The following is a 13,817-nucleotide window of genomic DNA, read 5'->3' as shown; positions in this document are numbered from 1 at the left end:
GACGGTACCCGCGCTACAGGGCGCTGGACCGGCATCTGCCCTCGTTGCGTGCGGATCGGGGCGGTTGCCTGTGGTCAACGGCGCGGGGTGGGATGAGGACATGACCTCACGGACCCTGTACCTGTTCGGTTCGGCAGCACCGCCCGTCTTCGACGTGGCCAAGGTGATCGAGACCGCTCAGTCCGACGGATGGGACATCTGTCTCGGCTTGACCCCGACGGCAGCCCGCTGGCTCGATGAGAGCCTCGACGGCCTGGCCGCGCTCACCGGACACCCGGTCCGCAGCGAGTACAAGGCGCCCGGCCAGGCCGACGTCTGGCCGAAGGCGGACGTGATCCTCTTCGCCCCGGCGACGTTCAACAGCATCAACTCATGGGCACTCGGCCTTACCTCGACCTTCGTGGTCGGTGTCGTCGCCGAGGGCATCGGCAAGGGCATCCCCACGGCGACCATGCCGTGCGTGAACGCGGCCTACGCCCACCACCGCCAGCTCGACCGCAGCATCATGGAGCTGCGGGAGCAGGGTGTCGTGGTCCTGTACGGCGAGGACGGGTTCACGCCCAACCCGCCGGGGTCCGGGAAGCCGAAGGCGTATCCGTGGGACGTCGCTCTCGCCTCCGCGAGGCAACTGGCCGAGCGGGCACGGCGAAAGGGTCCGAAGGCGGATTGACGTTCAGGGGTATGGGCTGTGGGCCGGATCGAGTGCGGCCTCGGGAGCCGGTGTGTCGTCGGGCTCAGGCCGTGCCCCCCGGCGGGACTCTGCTCTTCTGGGGGACCCAGGGGCGAACGGCCGGCCTTGTTTGGCCACGGTTTGGCCACGGCTCCGGACATGACGAAGGCCCGGCCTGCTTTCGCAGGCCGGGCCTTGATCCTTCAGGGTGAGTGACGGGACTTGAACCCGCGGCCACCTGGACCACAACCAGGTGCTCTACCAACTGAGCTACACCCACCATGTCCGGTCTTCGTTTCCTTCCGACCGGCCGAGAAAAAGTGTACAGGGTCCGAAGGGGTGCTCGCGCACGCCTTTTTCCGGACCCCGTACAGGGGGGCCTCGCGGGGTCAGGGCGAGGGCAGGACGTGCTTGGCCGCGATCGTCTTCGCGGTGTCCGAGTCCGGGCCGGGCTGCGGGACGAAGATCGCCTCGCGGTAGTAGCGCAGCTCGGCGATGGACTCGCGGATGTCGGCGAGCGCCCGGTGGTTGCCGCTCTTGTCCGGGCTGTTGAAGTACGCCCGGGGGTACCAGCGCCGGGCCAGCTCCTTGATGGAGGAGACGTCGACGATCCGGTAGTGGAGGTACTCCTCCAGCGTCGCCATGTCCCGCAGCAGGAAGCCGCGGTCGGTGCCGACCGAGTTTCCGCACAGCGGAGCCTTCCGCGGCTCCTTGACGTGCTCACGTACGTACGCCAGGACCTGCTCCTCGGCGTCCGCCAGCGTGGTGCCGCCGGCCAGCTCGTCGAGGAGCCCCGAGGCGGTGTGCATCGCGCGCACCACCTCGGGCATGGTCTCCAGCGCCGCGTCCGGCGGGCGGATCACGATGTCCACACCTTCGCCGAGCACGTTCAGTTCCGAGTCGGTGACCAGTGCGGCCACCTCGATAAGTGCGTCATCCGTCAACGAGAGCCCGGTCATCTCGCAGTCGATCCACACCATGCGATCGTTCATGCGTCTTACCCTACGGCGCACTCCTCTGGCCGGGCAGGGCAGTGCGGCCCGACGCGTACGCGTCCGCGTGCGGCTTGCCGGGCTCGGCGGGCACCGAGGCCGTCGCCCCGAGCGCGCTCGCGGCCGCGGTGCGCCGGGTCTGGGTCGGCACCGGACCCGCTTCCACCAGCGCGGGCATGGCCTGCGAGCCCGTCGGGACGGACTCCAGCGCGCGCTCGCCCTGCGGCCTGCGGGCGCGGTAGGCGGCCCGGTAGGCGGCGGGGGAGGAGCCCAGCTGGCGCCGGAAGTGGCCCCGCAGGGCGACCGGCGAGCGGAAGCCGCAGCGGCCCGCGACCTCGTCGACGGAGTAGTCGGAGGTCTCCAGGAGCCGCTGCGCCTGGAGCACCCGCTGGGTGATCAGCCACTGCAGGGGAGCGCTCCCGGTGAGCGAGCGGAACCTGCGGTCGAAGGTCCGCCTGCTCATGTAGGCGCGCGCGGCCAGCGTCTCCACGTCGAACTGCTCGTGGAGGTGCTCCAGGGCCCAGGCGACGACCTCGGCGAGCGGGTCGGCGCCGATCTCCTCGGGTAAAGACCTGTCGAGGTAGCGCTCCTGGCCGCCGGCCCGGCGCGGCGGCACCACGAGCCTGCGGGCGAGCGCGCCCGCCGCCTCGTTGCCGTGGTCCGTGCGCACGATGTGCAGACAGAGATCGATTCCGGCCGCGGTGCCGGCGCTCGTCAGGACGTCCCCGTCGTCGACGAACAGCTCGCGCGGGTCCACGTGCACGGACGGGTAGCGCTTCGCGAGCGTCGGCGCGTACATCCAGTGGGTGGTCGCGGGCCGGCCGTCGAGCAGGCCGGCGGCGGCGAGCACGAACGCGCCGGTGCAGAGCCCGACGATGCGGGCACCCTCCTCGTGCGCGCGGCGCAGCGCGTCGAGTGCCTCCGGCGGCGGCGGAGACGTGATCGACCGCCAGGCCGGTACGACGACCGTGCCCGCCCTGCCGATGGCCTCCAGGCCGTGTGGTGCGGTGAGTTCCAGTCCGCCGGTGGTCCGCAGCGGGCCCTCTTCGCCGGCGCACACGAGCAGCCGGTATCGGGGCACTCCCGCGTCCTGCCGGTCGATGCCGAACACGGAGAGCGGTATGGAACTCTCGAAAATGGGACCACCGCTGAAGAGCAGCACCGATACGATCTCCCGGCGTCGGCGCCCGGAGAGCTTCCGGGCCGTGGTCTCCGGCGCTGCGATGGAGTCGTGAGTCATGGCGCTAAACCCCCCTCGGTCGTAGCGGCTCCCTGTTCCTGACCTGCTCGACGTGCTTGACGCGCTTGCCTGGCTTGTCGCTCCTGCACGTTTCCCCTCGGTCCTCCACCAGTCCCCCGCCGTAATACAGTCAAGATCGAATCTACTGTGTCCCGTGCTGCCGGGGTGACCAGTTCAGCACCCGGCAGATTGTCGACATGGCAACTTGGCGTGAAGCATTCGATCACGAAGCGTTGCACTCGTGGGCCGCACAGGGAAGTGCGCCTTCGCTCCGTGGCCGGTCCCCGTAGGGTGCGCTTGCCCTCCGGGCCCCTTTCAGCCCAGGCCGGACGAGGCTGGAGGGCCCGTTCGGCCGGGGAGATCGGCGTCGGGGGAAGTTGGCTGAAAAGCTACGGGATCGTGTGTGCGAATCGGTCAGTCGACCGGCGCACCGCCCGGGCTGTGCCGGGGTCCCCGGTGCCCTCCCGTACCCGTTCTGCCGTGCCGTCCGCGGTGCCCGCAGCGCTGCTCCGCCAGCTGCCGCGCCGCGCCCCGCTCGGACTGCCGCAGCAGCACCCGGCAGACCCCGGTGACGGCCGCCAGACCGAGGGCCGCGCCGCCGGCTCCGGCCAGCGAGATCCCGTACCCCACCAGGACGACGGGAACCAGTACGCAGCTGAAGGCCGCCCAGCGGACGACGTCGCCCGCCGGGTCCGCTCCGGGGCCGCGCCGCGGCTTTCCGGGGCGCGGGGCGGGATCGGGGCGGTCCTTGGGGGCGGGCGGGGACGTGGTGGAGGTTCCAGGCACGGCGTGCTCCCTCGGCGGTGGCGTACGGGGTTCAACGCACGGCCGGGCGGGCGGTCACTGGTGCGGCGCGCACCGGGCTCCGGACGGGTGCGCAAACCGCCTGTACGTGGCAGCAACCATTGCCATCCGGGCGCGGCTCATGCATGCTCCGGTGAACGCCGGGAGGCCCTGTGCGCGGTCCGGCGCGAGCCCGTGCGGGCTCTACGCGGGCTCTGGGCAGGAGGGGAGTGGCGCCGTACCCTTGGGGGTATGGGCTTGGGAAGGTGATTCCCGGACTACCTTCCAGGTCCTTGCACCGCGTCCTTGCACTGCCGCAGCATCCGAACAGCCGACCCTCCCACAGAGGACTCCTTCGCCGAGACACCCATGGCCGGTCACGAATTCTTCGAACCCGCGGACCGCAAGCGGCAGGTCGCCGATCCGACAGCGACCCCCCGAGCGGCGGAAGAACCACGTCATGCCTGCGATCCGGCCTTCCGGCACGGTGTCGTCGTCGGCTTCGACGGCTCGACCTCCAGTGAGCGCGCCCTCGCCTATGCCATCGGCATGGCCCACCGCTCGGGCTCGGGCCTGATCATCGTGCATGTCGCCAACCGGCTGCCCACCACGGTGTGGGCGGGGTGCGAGCCGCCGGTCTTCGTCGACGTCCCGGACCACCGCACCGAGGTGCTCGGCCTCGAACTGGCCTGCGCGGACTATCTCGCCGAGGTGCCCTGGATCCTCGTCGAGCGCGGCGGCGACATCTGCCACGAGCTGGAGGAGGTCGGCCGCGAGTACAGCGCGGACGCGATCGTCGTCGGCTCCACGCACGGCATCGTCGGGCGCATCTTCGGCTCCGTCGCCGGGCGGTTGGCGCGCCGGGCGCAGCGGCCCGTCATCGTCATTCCGTGACGCTTCGTCAACCGGGCGGCGGCCGTCGCCCTTGAGGGAGCGGCTCCCCGGGCGCCGGTGGCACACGCGGGGAGCCGCTTCACTTCTCCTGCCGGGGCGGACCGCTCGACCCGCCGGTCCGGCTATTCGACGGTCACGGACTTCGCCAGGTTGCGCGGCTTGTCGATGTCCCGGCCGAGCGCCAACGCCGTGTGGTAGGCGAGGAGTTGCAGCGGGATGCCCATCAGGATCGGGTCCAGCTCGTTCTCGTTCTTCGGGACGAGGATCGTCTGGTCGGCCTTCTCCTGCTCCTGGTGCGCGACGGCGAGGATCTTGCCGCTGCGGGCCTTGATCTCCTCCAGGGCGGCGCGGTTCTTCTCCAGGAGGTCGTCGTCCGGGACGATCGCGACCGTGGGGAGCGCGGGCTCGATGAGGGCGAGCGGGCCGTGCTTCAGCTCGGAGGCGGGGTAGGCCTCGGCGTGGATGTAGGAGACCTCCTTGAGCTTGAGGGAGGCCTCGCGGGCGACGGGGTAGCCCCGGACGCGGCCGATGAAGAGCATCGAGCGGGCGTCCGCGTAGCTCTTGGCGATCTTCTTGATCTCGTCCTCCTGCTTGAGGATCTCCGAGATCTGGCCGGGCAGCTTGCGCAGGCCCTCGATGATCCGCTTGCCGTCGGAGACCGACAGGTCGCGGATGCGGCCCAGGTGCAGGGCGAGCAGGGCGAAGGCCACCGTGGTGTTCGTGAAGCACTTGGTGGAGACGACGCAGACCTCGGGGCCCGCGTGGACGTACACGCCCGCGTCGGCCTCCCGGGCGATCGCCGAGCCGACGACGTTGACCACGCCGAGGACACGGGCGCCCTTGCGCTTGAGCTCCTGGACGGCGGCGAGCACGTCGTACGTCTCGCCGGACTGGGAGACCGCGATGTAGAGGGTGTCGGGGTCCACGACCGGGTTGCGGTAGCGGAACTCGGACGCCGGCTCCGCGTCGGCGGGGATGCGGGCCAGCTCCTCGATCATCTGGGCGCCGATCATGCCCGCGTGGTACGAGGTGCCGCAGCCGAGGATCTTGACGCGGCGCACCTTGCGGGCGTCGTGCGCGTCGAGGTTGAGGCCGCCGAGGTGCACGGTGGAGAAGCGGTCGTCGATGCGGCCGCGCAGGACGCGGTCGACCGCGTCGGGCTGCTCGAAGATCTCCTTGTGCATGTACGTGTCGTGGCCGCCCATGTCGTACGACTCGGCCTCCCACTCCACGGTGGTCGGCGAGGCGGTCGTGCGGGAGCCCTCGGTGGTGTAGGTGCGGTAGTCGTCGGCCTTGATGGTGGCCATCTCGCCGTCGTCCAGAGTGACGACCTGGCGGGTGTGCGAGACGAGCGCGGCGACGTCCGAGGCGACGAACATCTCCTTCTCGCCGATGCCGAGGACCACCGGGGAGCCGTTGCGGGCGACGACGATCCGGTCGTTGAAGTCGGCGTGCAGGACGGCGATGCCGTACGTGCCCTCGATGTGGCGCAGGGCCTCGCGGACCTTCTCCTCCAGGGTGTCCGCCTGGGAGCGGGCGATGAGGTGGGTGAGGACCTCGGTGTCCGTCTCGGAGAGGAACTCGACGCCGTCGGCGGTGAGCTTGGCGCGCAGCTCCGAGGCGTTGTCGATGATGCCGTTGTGGACGACGGCGACCTTCTCGTCCTGCGAGAGGTGGGGGTGGGCGTTCTCGTCGGAGGGGGCGCCGTGGGTGGCCCAGCGGGTGTGGGCGATGCCGGTGGTGCCCTTGAAGCGGGCGGGCACCTTGGCCTCGAGGTCGCGTACGCGCCCCTTGGCCTTGACCGTCTTCAGGCCGGTGGCCTTGGGGCCGGTGACGGCGATGCCCGCCGAGTCGTAGCCGCGGTACTCCAGGCGCTGGAGGCCTTCGAGGAGCAGGGGGGCGACGTCACGCTTGCCGATGTAACCGACGATTCCGCACATGGAGGGTGTCCTAGCCGTAGATGATGCGGCGCAGCTGCCGGAGGCTCAGCTCCGGTGGCGCGACCGCGCGGTATGCGAGATCCGCCGAGATCTGTTCGAAGATCGCCGCGTTCAGCAGGCCCTGACCCTGCAGCTCGCGGTGGCGGCGACGGACGAACTGCTCGGTCGTCTCGTCGAAGTAGGCGAGCACGTCCTGGACGACCCGCAGCGCTTCGCCCCGCTGGAGCGGGGTGCTGCGGGTGAGGTGGTCCACCAGGTCGTCGTGCATTCGATGATCCTGGGGGATCTTCGCCGCTTTCGCAAGAATCCTGCCCGGAATCGGGCAGAGGCGCGCCGGAATGGGGTCCGGGTGGACTATCCCGGCGGACACGGACTCCCGGAACAGCTCCTCCCCTCCCCTTGACCCCTTGTGGGGGCGGGGTTACCAATGGGAACCGTTCGAACGGTATGGACCACAGCTGCGCCCCCGTCGAAGGGACCCGCTCGTGAGAACGCATCCCGGAACGACCCGGACCTCGCGCCTGCTCGGCTCGCTGCTGCTGGTGGCGGCCGCCGGCGTCTCCTCCTTCGCCGCGGCCCCCACCCCCTCGGGCCGGGCGGAGCCGCCTCTCACCCCGCTCGGCCGGATCGTCCCCGCGCCGATGCGGGTCGAGGCGGGCGGCGAAGGGTACGAGATCACCGCCCGGACCCGCATCCGCGCCGCCACCCCCGAGGAGCGGCGCGCCGGCGAGTACCTGGCGAAGGTGCTGCGCCCCTCCACCGGCTACCGGCTGCCGCTCACCGACCGGGCGGGCGGCGACGGCATCCGGCTGCGCATCAGCGCCGAACCGCGGAACAAGGCCCTCGGCGCCGAGGGCTACCGGGTCCTGTCCACGCGCGGCTCCCTCACGATCACCTCCTGGACGGGCGCCGGGCTCTTCCACGGCGTGCAGACGGTGCGCCAGCAGCTGCCCGCCACCGTCGAGAAGAGGACGGGGCAGCGCGGCCCGTGGCGGATCGCGGGCGGCACCATCACCGACATGCCGCGCTACGGCTACCGCTCCACGATGCTCGACGTCGCCCGGCACTTCTTCACCGTCGACCAGGTCAAGCGCTACATCGACCAGGCCGCGCTGTACAAGATGAACAAGCTGCACCTGCATCTGAGCGACGACCAGGGCTGGCGCATCGCCGTCGACTCCTGGCCGCGCCTGGCCACGTACGGCGGCTCCACGCAGGTCGGCGGCGGCGCGGGCGGCCACTACACGAAGGCGCAGTACAAGGAGATCGTCGCGTACGCCGCCGCGCGGCACATGGAGGTCGTCCCCGAGATCGACATGCCGGGGCACACCAACGCGGCCCTCGCCTCGTACGCGGAGCTGAACTGCGACGGCGTCGCCCCGCCGCTCTACACCGGCACCGCCGTCGGCTTCAGCTCGCTGTGCGTGAAGAAGGACGTCACGTACGACTTCGTGGACGACGTGATCCGCGAGCTGGCCGCGATGACGCCCGGCGAGTACCTCCACATCGGCGGCGACGAGGCGCACTCCACCAGCCACGAGGACTTCACGGCCTTCATGGCCAGGGTGCAGCCGATGGTCGCCGAGTACGGCAAGACGGTGCTGGGCTGGCACCAGCTCACGGGCGCGAAACCCGCCGAGGGCGCCGTCGCGCAGTACTGGGGCTACGACCGGACGGGCGCCGCCGAGCGCGAGCGGGTCGTGAACGCCGCGAAGAACGGCACCCGGCTGGTCCTCTCACCCGCCGACCGCTCCTACCTCGACATGAAGTACACCAAGGACACCCCGCTCGGCCTGGACTGGGCGGGGTTCGTGGAGGTGCGCCGCTCCTACGACTGGGACCCGGCGACCTACCTGCCGGGCGTGCCCGCCGACGCGGTCATGGGCGTCGAGGCGCCGCTGTGGACGGAGACCCTCTCGACCTCCGCGCACCTGGAGCACATGGCGTTCCCGCGCCTGCCCGGGATCGCCGAACTCGGCTGGTCGCCCGCGGCCACGCACGACTGGGAGGCGTACCGGACGCGGCTCGCCGCGCAGGCCCCGCGCTGGGACGCGCTCGGCATCGGCTACCACCGGTCGCCGCAGGTGCCCTGGCCCGCCCGCTAGGAGAGCGGACGGGGTCGCCGGGGACCGTCCCGGCGACCCCGTCCGGGTCAGGCGATCGGGTTCTTCAGCGTCCCGATCAGCTGGAGGGCGCCCGAGGGGTCCGCGAGGTCCACCATCTGCTCGTTGTCGCGCAGCTGGAGGCGGTTCAGGCAGGACAGCGCGAACTCCGGGGCGAACAGGTCGTACCGCCGGAACTTGTCCGCCAGGTGCGGCGTCGCCTCCTGGTAGGCGGTGACGCACTCCGCGACGGCTGCCCAGAACGCGTCCTCGTCGATGAGGCCCTCGGTGACGAGGTTCGCCGACAGGAAGCGGAAGAAGCAGTCGAAGACGTCCGTGAAGATCGACAGGAGCTTCTTGTCCTCGGGGACCTCCACGCGGATGCGCTCCACGACCGGCGGAAGGACCGCGTCCGGGTCCATCACCGCGATCTCCTCGGCGATGTCCTTGAAGATCGCGCGCTGGACGACGCCGTCCTTCAGGACCAGGATCACGTTCTCGCCGTGCGGCATGAAGACCAGGTCGTAGGCGTAGAAGCTGTGCAGCAGCGGCGTGAGGTAGGCGTGCAGATAGCGGCGCAGCCACTCGGTCGGGGTAAGGCCCGAGCGTGCGACGAGGGCCCCCGCGAAGCTCGCGCCGTCGCGGTCGACGTGCAGCAGCGAGGCCATCGTGGCCAGCTGCTCGCCCTCGCCGAGGGACGCCACCGGGCTCTCGCGCCACAGCGCGGCGAGCATCTTGCGGTAGGGGGAGTAGCGGTCGGTGGCGGCCTCGTACTCCAGGTGGCGGTAGCCGACGGCGGCGCGCTCGCGGATGATCGTCAGGCCCGTCCCGCGCAGCGTCTCGTCGGTCTCGACGAGCTGCGCCAGCCAGTCGTTGATCGCCGGGGTCGCCTCCATGTACGCCGCCGAGAGGCCGCGCATGAAGCCCATGTTGATGACGGACAGGGCCGTCTTCACGTAATGCTTCTCGGGGGAGGTCCGGTTGAGGAAGGTGCGGATCGACTGCTGTGCGAGGTACTCGTCGTCGCCCTCGCCGAGGCAGACGAGGCGCTGCCGGGCCACCTCGGCGGCGAAGGTCACCGACAGCTTGTTCCACCACTGCCAGGGGTGGACGGGGATGAGCAGGTACTCCTCGGGGTCGAGCCCCTGGTCGGTGAGGACGCGCCCGAAGCGGGCCAGGGTCTCCTCGCCCAGCTCGGCGCGGAAGAACGACTCGTGGTCGAGGCCGGCGCCCGCCGTGAACGCCGCCCGGTCCTTGCGCGCCGCCAGCCAGATCAGGCGTACGGGGCTCGCGGTCTCGGGAGCGTACGAGAGGTACTCGTGCACACCGAAGCCGAGCCGTCCGTTGTTCGCGACGAAGCAGGGGTGGCCCTCGGTCATGCCCGTCTCGATCTCCTGGAAGCCGGCGCGGGACAGCTCGGCGGCGGACAGGGCGGGCTTGGTGAGCTTGTAGCAGGTGCCGGAGAGGGTGGAGGAGATCTCCTCCAGGTACACCGGCAGGATGGCGTCGCTCAGACCCAGCGCGCCGCGCAGCTCGGTGCAGAACTCCAGCATGTCCAGCGGGAGTTCGGTGCCGTCGCGGTGGCGGGTGATCGACTCGGCGTCGATCTGCCAGTGGTCGAGGCGCAGCACCCGGGCGGTGAAGCGGTAGCGGGTCAGGCCGTCGTCGGAGCGGACCACGTACGCGCCCTCGCCCAGCGGCTCGGGGGTGAGCAGGCGTTCGTGGGCGAACTCGGCGAGTGCCTTGCGCACGAGCAGGCGGTTGGCTGTGGCCCAGCGCTCCGGGGTCAGGTGCGCCACGGCGTCGGACAGGGTCATATCGCCAGTTCCCTTTCACGTACTGCTGCTTCGAACTGCTCGCGGGTGCAGAAGCTCAGCAGGGCTTCCTTCTCCGGCTTTTGGATGACCGCCTCGGGCCGGAACCCGACGGTTTCGTTGAGGGCGTGCACGGCCGTGTTGCGCACGTCCGGTTCGACCACGACCCGCCGCGTCGCCGGGTCGGCGAACAGCTCCCGCATCACGGCGGTGATCACACCGCGGGTGAAGCCGGGGATGCGGACGTCGGAGGGCGCGGTGAGGAAGTGCATGCCGACGTCGCCGGGCAGCGGCTCGTAGAGGCCGACGAGTTCGACGTACCGGGGGTCGTAGCGCTCCATCAGGAACGACGGCACCCCCTTGTGCAGGCCGAGGAAGGCGTCGTGGTGCTCGGCGGCGGCGATGGCCATGTACTCGCGCTCGACGTCGGGCAGGGACGCGTCCTGCATCATCCAGAACGAGGCCTTGGGGTGCGTGACCCAGCCGTGCAGCAGCTCGGCGTCGGACAGGGGGTCGAGCGGGCGGAACGTGAAGTCGCCGCTCGCGTGGCGGTCGGCGGTCATATCAGGACTCCCTCGGGTGCCGCGAACTCCTGGAACGCGATGGACTTCTCGACCGGGTACACCTCGCGGCCGGTCAGCTCGCGGATGATGGACGCGTTGCGGTACGCGCCCATGCCGAGGTCGGGGCTGGTGATCGAGTGGGTGTGGACGGAGGCGTTCTGCACGAAGATGCCGTGCCCGGTGGTGTCGATGCTGTAGTTGCGCGCCACGTCGTAGCGGCCTCGGCCGTCCCAGCGGATGCGGTCGTGGACCGGCGCGAGGAAGTCGGGCACCTGGTAGCGGTAGCCGGTGGCGAGGATCAGGCCCTGGGTGCGCAGCCGGAACTCCTTGCCCTGCTCCTCCTGGCGCAGCCCCAGCGTGTACGTGCGGTCCGTGCTGTCGTAACTCGCCTCGGTCAGCGCGGTGTTGGTCAGCAGCCGGGTCGGGACGGGCCCGGTGAGGCTCTTCTGGTAGAGCAGGTCGAAGATGGCGTTGATCAGCTGGCCGTCGATGCCCTTGAACAGGCCCTTGTGCTGGGTCTCCAGGCGGTAGCGGGTCGCCTCGGGCAGCGCGTGGAAGTAGTCGATGTACTCCGGAGAGGTCATCTCCAGCGTCAGCTTGGTGTATTCGAGGGGGAAGAAGCGGGGCGAGCGGGTGACCCAGTTCAGCCGGTAGCCGTGGACGTCGATCTCGCTCAGCAGGTCGTAGTAGATCTCGGCGGCGGACTGGCCGCTGCCGACGAGCGTGATTGACTCCTTCTTCCGCAGCTCCGCCCTGCTCTGGAGGTAGCGCGAGTTGTGGATGGCGTCGCCGCCCAGGCCGTCGCAGGCCTCGGGCAGGTGCGGCGGTGTGCCGGTGCCGAGGACGAGGCGGCGGGCGCGGAACAGGTCACCGGCGGTGGTCCGCACGACGTACAGGCCGTCCTCGTGGGTGACCTCCTCGACCGTCGTGCTGAAGCGGATCGAGGAGAGCCGGGCCGCGGCCCAGCGGCAGTAGTCGTTGTACTCGGTGCGCAGCGGGTAGAAGTTCTCGCGGATGTAGAAGGAGTACAGCCGCCCCGATTCCTTCAGGTAGTTGAGGAAGGAGTACGGCGATGTCGGGTCGGCCAGGGTGACCAGGTCCGACATGAACGGCGTCTGGAGGTGGGCGCCCTCCAGGAACATCCCGGAGTGCCACTCGAAGTCGGGCTTGGACTCCAGGAACAGGCCGTTCAGCTCGTCCAGCGGTTCGGTCAGGCAGGCGAGGCCGAGGTTGAAGGGGCCGAGGCCGATGCCGATGAAGTCGTGCGTCGCGGGCGGCTGGTGGGGGTCAGCAGGCGCGGTCAAGGTTCTCTCCCAGGTACTGCTCGGCGTGGCCGGCGATCAGATCGAGGACAGCCGTGATGTCGGCGGTGGTGGTCTCGGGGTTGAGCAGGGTGAACTTCAGGTACTGGCGGTCGCCCACCTTGGTGCCCGCGACGACCGCGTCACCGGAGGCGAACAGCGCCTTGCGGGCGTAGAGGTTGGCGCGGTCGATCGCGGAGGGGTCGCAGATCGCGACGGGGATGTAGCGGAAGACGAGCGTGGAGAGCTGCGGCTCGACCACGACGTCGAAGCGGGGGTCGGCGGCGAGCAGCTTCCAGCCCTCGGTGGCCAGGTCGCAGACCTCGTCGAAGAGGTCGCCGATGCCGTCGGCGCCCATCACGCGCAGCGTCATCCACAGCTTCAGGGCGTCGAAGCGGCGGGTCGTCTGGAGGGACTTGTCGACCTGGTTGGGGATGCGCTCCTGCACCATGCGGCGCGGGTTGAGGTACTCCGCGTGATACGTCGCGTGGGACAGCGTCGCCCGGTCGCGCACCAGCACCGCCGAGGAACTCACCGGCTGGAAGAAGGACTTGTGGTAGTCCACGGTGACGGAGTCGGCGTGCTCGATGCCGTCGAGGAGGTGCCGGTTCTTGCGGGAGGCGAGCAGCCCGCAGCCGTACGCCGCGTCCACGTGCAGCCAGGTGCCGTACTGCGCGCACAGCTCGGCGATCTCGGGCAGCGGGTCGATGGAGCCGAAGTCGGTGGTGCCCGCGGTGGCGACGACGGCCATGGGGGAGAGGCCCTCGCGCCGGCAGCGCTCCAGCTCGCGCGCGAGCGCCACGGTCCGCATGCGCTTGGTCCGGTCGGTGGGAATCACCACGACGGCGTCCTCGCCGAGGCCGAGCAGCCGGGCCGCCTTCTGGACGCTGAAGTGCCCGACCTCGGAGGCGAGGATGCGGATGCGGGCGGGGTCCCGCTCCTTGGTCTCCTCGCGGGCGAGCAGCAGGGCGTGGAGGTTGGACTGGGTGCCGCCGCTGGTGAACACCCCGTCGGCGGCCGGGCCGAGGCCGATGCGCTCGCAGGTCCAGTCGATCAGGCGGCGCTCGATGAGGGTGCCGCCCGCGGACTGGTCCCAGGTGTCGAGCGAGGAGTTGACGGCGGAGAGCACCGCCTCGCCCAGGAGGGCGGGGATGACGACCGGGCAGTTGAGGTGGGCGAGATAGCGCGGATGGTGGAAGTAGACCGCGTCGCGCAGGTACAGCTCGTCGAGTTCGTCGAGCGCGGCGATGGTGTCGTGCAGGGGCTCGTCCAGGTCGACGGCCGCCACGCGGGGGGCGAGCTCGTCGACGGAGATGCCGCTGAACGGACGGGAGGTGGTGGCGAGTCGGGCCGCCACCCGCTCGACCCCTTCGGTCACGGAGCTGCGGTACCGCTCCGCGGTGGTGTCGTTGAGCAGGTGCGAGCGCATGAACTGTCCTCCAGGTGAGGGGACTTGGCCGGGCCCTCGGGGACAGGAGCGTGGGGAGCGGGGACCCGGCGTGGAACTAAGGGTAGCCT

The 13,817-nt window shown here is 70.5% G+C and carries 12 protein-coding genes and 1 tRNA gene; 3 read left to right on the top strand and 10 right to left on the bottom strand.

All coding sequences use genetic code 11. The features are described 5' to 3' along the window. Positions 1–100 precede the first annotated feature (100 nt). Positions 101–670, top strand: a complete 570-nt coding sequence (locus ACZ516_RS04920) for a flavoprotein (protein ID WP_469008509.1) — start codon at positions 101–103, stop codon at positions 668–670. Between the two features lie 207 nt (positions 671–877). Here the strand turns inward: ACZ516_RS04920 and ACZ516_RS04915 are convergent. The 4 genes from ACZ516_RS04915 to ACZ516_RS04900 all read right to left on the bottom strand — a co-directional run bounded on the left by ACZ516_RS04915 (position 878) and on the right by ACZ516_RS04900 (position 3,688). Then, positions 878–950: transfer RNA gene (locus ACZ516_RS04915), tRNA-His, on the bottom strand. 109 nt (positions 951–1,059) lie between these two features. Continuing rightward, on the bottom strand, positions 1,060–1,662 hold the full coding sequence (gene orn, locus ACZ516_RS04910; protein WP_358586795.1) for an oligoribonuclease: 603 nt from the start codon (positions 1,660–1,662) through the stop codon (positions 1,060–1,062). 10 nt (positions 1,663–1,672) lie between these two features. Continuing rightward, complete coding sequence (locus tag ACZ516_RS04905; RefSeq protein ID WP_358586797.1) at positions 1,673–2,902, bottom strand: GlxA family transcriptional regulator; 1,230 nt, start codon at positions 2,900–2,902, stop codon at positions 1,673–1,675. A 414-nt stretch (positions 2,903–3,316) separates the two neighbouring features. Further along, positions 3,317–3,688, bottom strand: coding sequence for a hypothetical protein (locus ACZ516_RS04900; protein WP_361075985.1), 372 nt, complete (start codon positions 3,686–3,688; stop codon positions 3,317–3,319). Between the two features lie 366 nt (positions 3,689–4,054). Here ACZ516_RS04900 and ACZ516_RS04895 point away from each other — a divergent pair, with 366 nt between their 5' ends. Beyond that, positions 4,055–4,579, top strand: coding sequence for a universal stress protein (locus tag ACZ516_RS04895; protein WP_358586801.1), 525 nt, complete (start codon positions 4,055–4,057; stop codon positions 4,577–4,579). Between the two features lie 122 nt (positions 4,580–4,701). Here the strand turns inward: ACZ516_RS04895 and glmS are convergent, their stop codons facing one another. After that, positions 4,702–6,519 carry a glutamine--fructose-6-phosphate transaminase (isomerizing) gene (glmS, locus tag ACZ516_RS04890; protein ID WP_358696695.1) on the bottom strand — a complete coding sequence of 606 codons (1,818 nt, stop codon included), beginning with the start codon at positions 6,517–6,519 and terminating at the stop codon, positions 4,702–4,704. 10 nt (positions 6,520–6,529) lie between these two features. Further along, positions 6,530–6,787, bottom strand: a complete 258-nt coding sequence (locus ACZ516_RS04885; RefSeq protein WP_358586805.1) for a hypothetical protein — start codon at positions 6,785–6,787, stop codon at positions 6,530–6,532. A gap of 217 nt (positions 6,788–7,004) precedes the next feature. Between ACZ516_RS04885 and ACZ516_RS04880 the strand changes: the two genes are divergently transcribed. Beyond that, positions 7,005–8,624: a beta-N-acetylhexosaminidase gene (locus ACZ516_RS04880; RefSeq protein ID WP_469008506.1), complete on the top strand. Its 1,620-nt coding sequence runs from the start codon at positions 7,005–7,007 to the stop codon at positions 8,622–8,624. 47 nt (positions 8,625–8,671) lie between these two features. Here the strand turns inward: ACZ516_RS04880 and ACZ516_RS04875 are convergent, their stop codons facing one another. From ACZ516_RS04875 to ACZ516_RS04860, 4 genes are read right to left on the bottom strand one after another with little or no spacing between them, the layout of a single operon-like run. Beyond that, the gene (locus ACZ516_RS04875) at positions 8,672–10,438 is read right to left on the bottom strand and encodes an IucA/IucC family protein (protein ID WP_469008505.1); all 1,767 of its coding nucleotides are present in this window, start codon (positions 10,436–10,438) and stop codon (positions 8,672–8,674) included. After that, positions 10,435–10,998: a GNAT family N-acetyltransferase gene (locus ACZ516_RS04870; RefSeq protein WP_358696688.1), complete on the bottom strand. Its 564-nt coding sequence runs from the start codon at positions 10,996–10,998 to the stop codon at positions 10,435–10,437. The genes ACZ516_RS04875 and ACZ516_RS04870 overlap by 4 nt, the downstream gene beginning before the upstream one ends. Next, positions 10,995–12,302: a lysine N(6)-hydroxylase/L-ornithine N(5)-oxygenase family protein gene (locus tag ACZ516_RS04865; protein ID WP_469008502.1), complete on the bottom strand. Its 1,308-nt coding sequence runs from the start codon at positions 12,300–12,302 to the stop codon at positions 10,995–10,997. The genes ACZ516_RS04870 and ACZ516_RS04865 overlap by 4 nt, the downstream gene beginning before the upstream one ends. Next, a complete protein-coding gene (locus ACZ516_RS04860; RefSeq protein ID WP_469008501.1) occupies positions 12,286–13,728 on the bottom strand; it encodes a pyridoxal phosphate-dependent decarboxylase family protein in 1,443 nt (480 codons plus the stop codon). Before ACZ516_RS04860 ends, ACZ516_RS04865 begins: the two co-directional genes overlap by 17 nt. Between the last annotated feature and the right edge of the window lie 89 nt (positions 13,729–13,817).

The sequence above is a fragment of the Streptomyces sp. NPDC034037 genome (assembly GCF_055575715.1).
This window is presented reverse-complemented; position numbering and strand designations above follow the sequence as displayed.

Coding starts and splice junctions, on each gene's coding strand:
- ACZ516_RS04875 (WP_469008505.1), bottom strand. CDS start 10,438: ATGACCCTGTCCGACGCCGTGGCGCACCTGACCCCGGAGCGCTGGGCC.
- ACZ516_RS04895 (WP_358586801.1), top strand. CDS start 4,055: ATGGCCGGTCACGAATTCTTCGAACCCGCGGACCGCAAGCGGCAGGTC.
- ACZ516_RS04870 (WP_358696688.1), bottom strand. CDS start 10,998: ATGACCGCCGACCGCCACGCGAGCGGCGACTTCACGTTCCGCCCGCTC.
- ACZ516_RS04860 (WP_469008501.1), bottom strand. CDS start 13,728: ATGCGCTCGCACCTGCTCAACGACACCACCGCGGAGCGGTACCGCAGC.
- ACZ516_RS04905 (WP_358586797.1), bottom strand. CDS start 2,902: ATGACTCACGACTCCATCGCAGCGCCGGAGACCACGGCCCGGAAGCTC.
- orn (WP_358586795.1), bottom strand. CDS start 1,662: ATGAACGATCGCATGGTGTGGATCGACTGCGAGATGACCGGGCTCTCG.
- ACZ516_RS04920 (WP_469008509.1), top strand. CDS start 101: ATGACCTCACGGACCCTGTACCTGTTCGGTTCGGCAGCACCGCCCGTC.
- glmS (WP_358696695.1), bottom strand. CDS start 6,519: ATGTGCGGAATCGTCGGTTACATCGGCAAGCGTGACGTCGCCCCCCTG.
- ACZ516_RS04885 (WP_358586805.1), bottom strand. CDS start 6,787: ATGCACGACGACCTGGTGGACCACCTCACCCGCAGCACCCCGCTCCAG.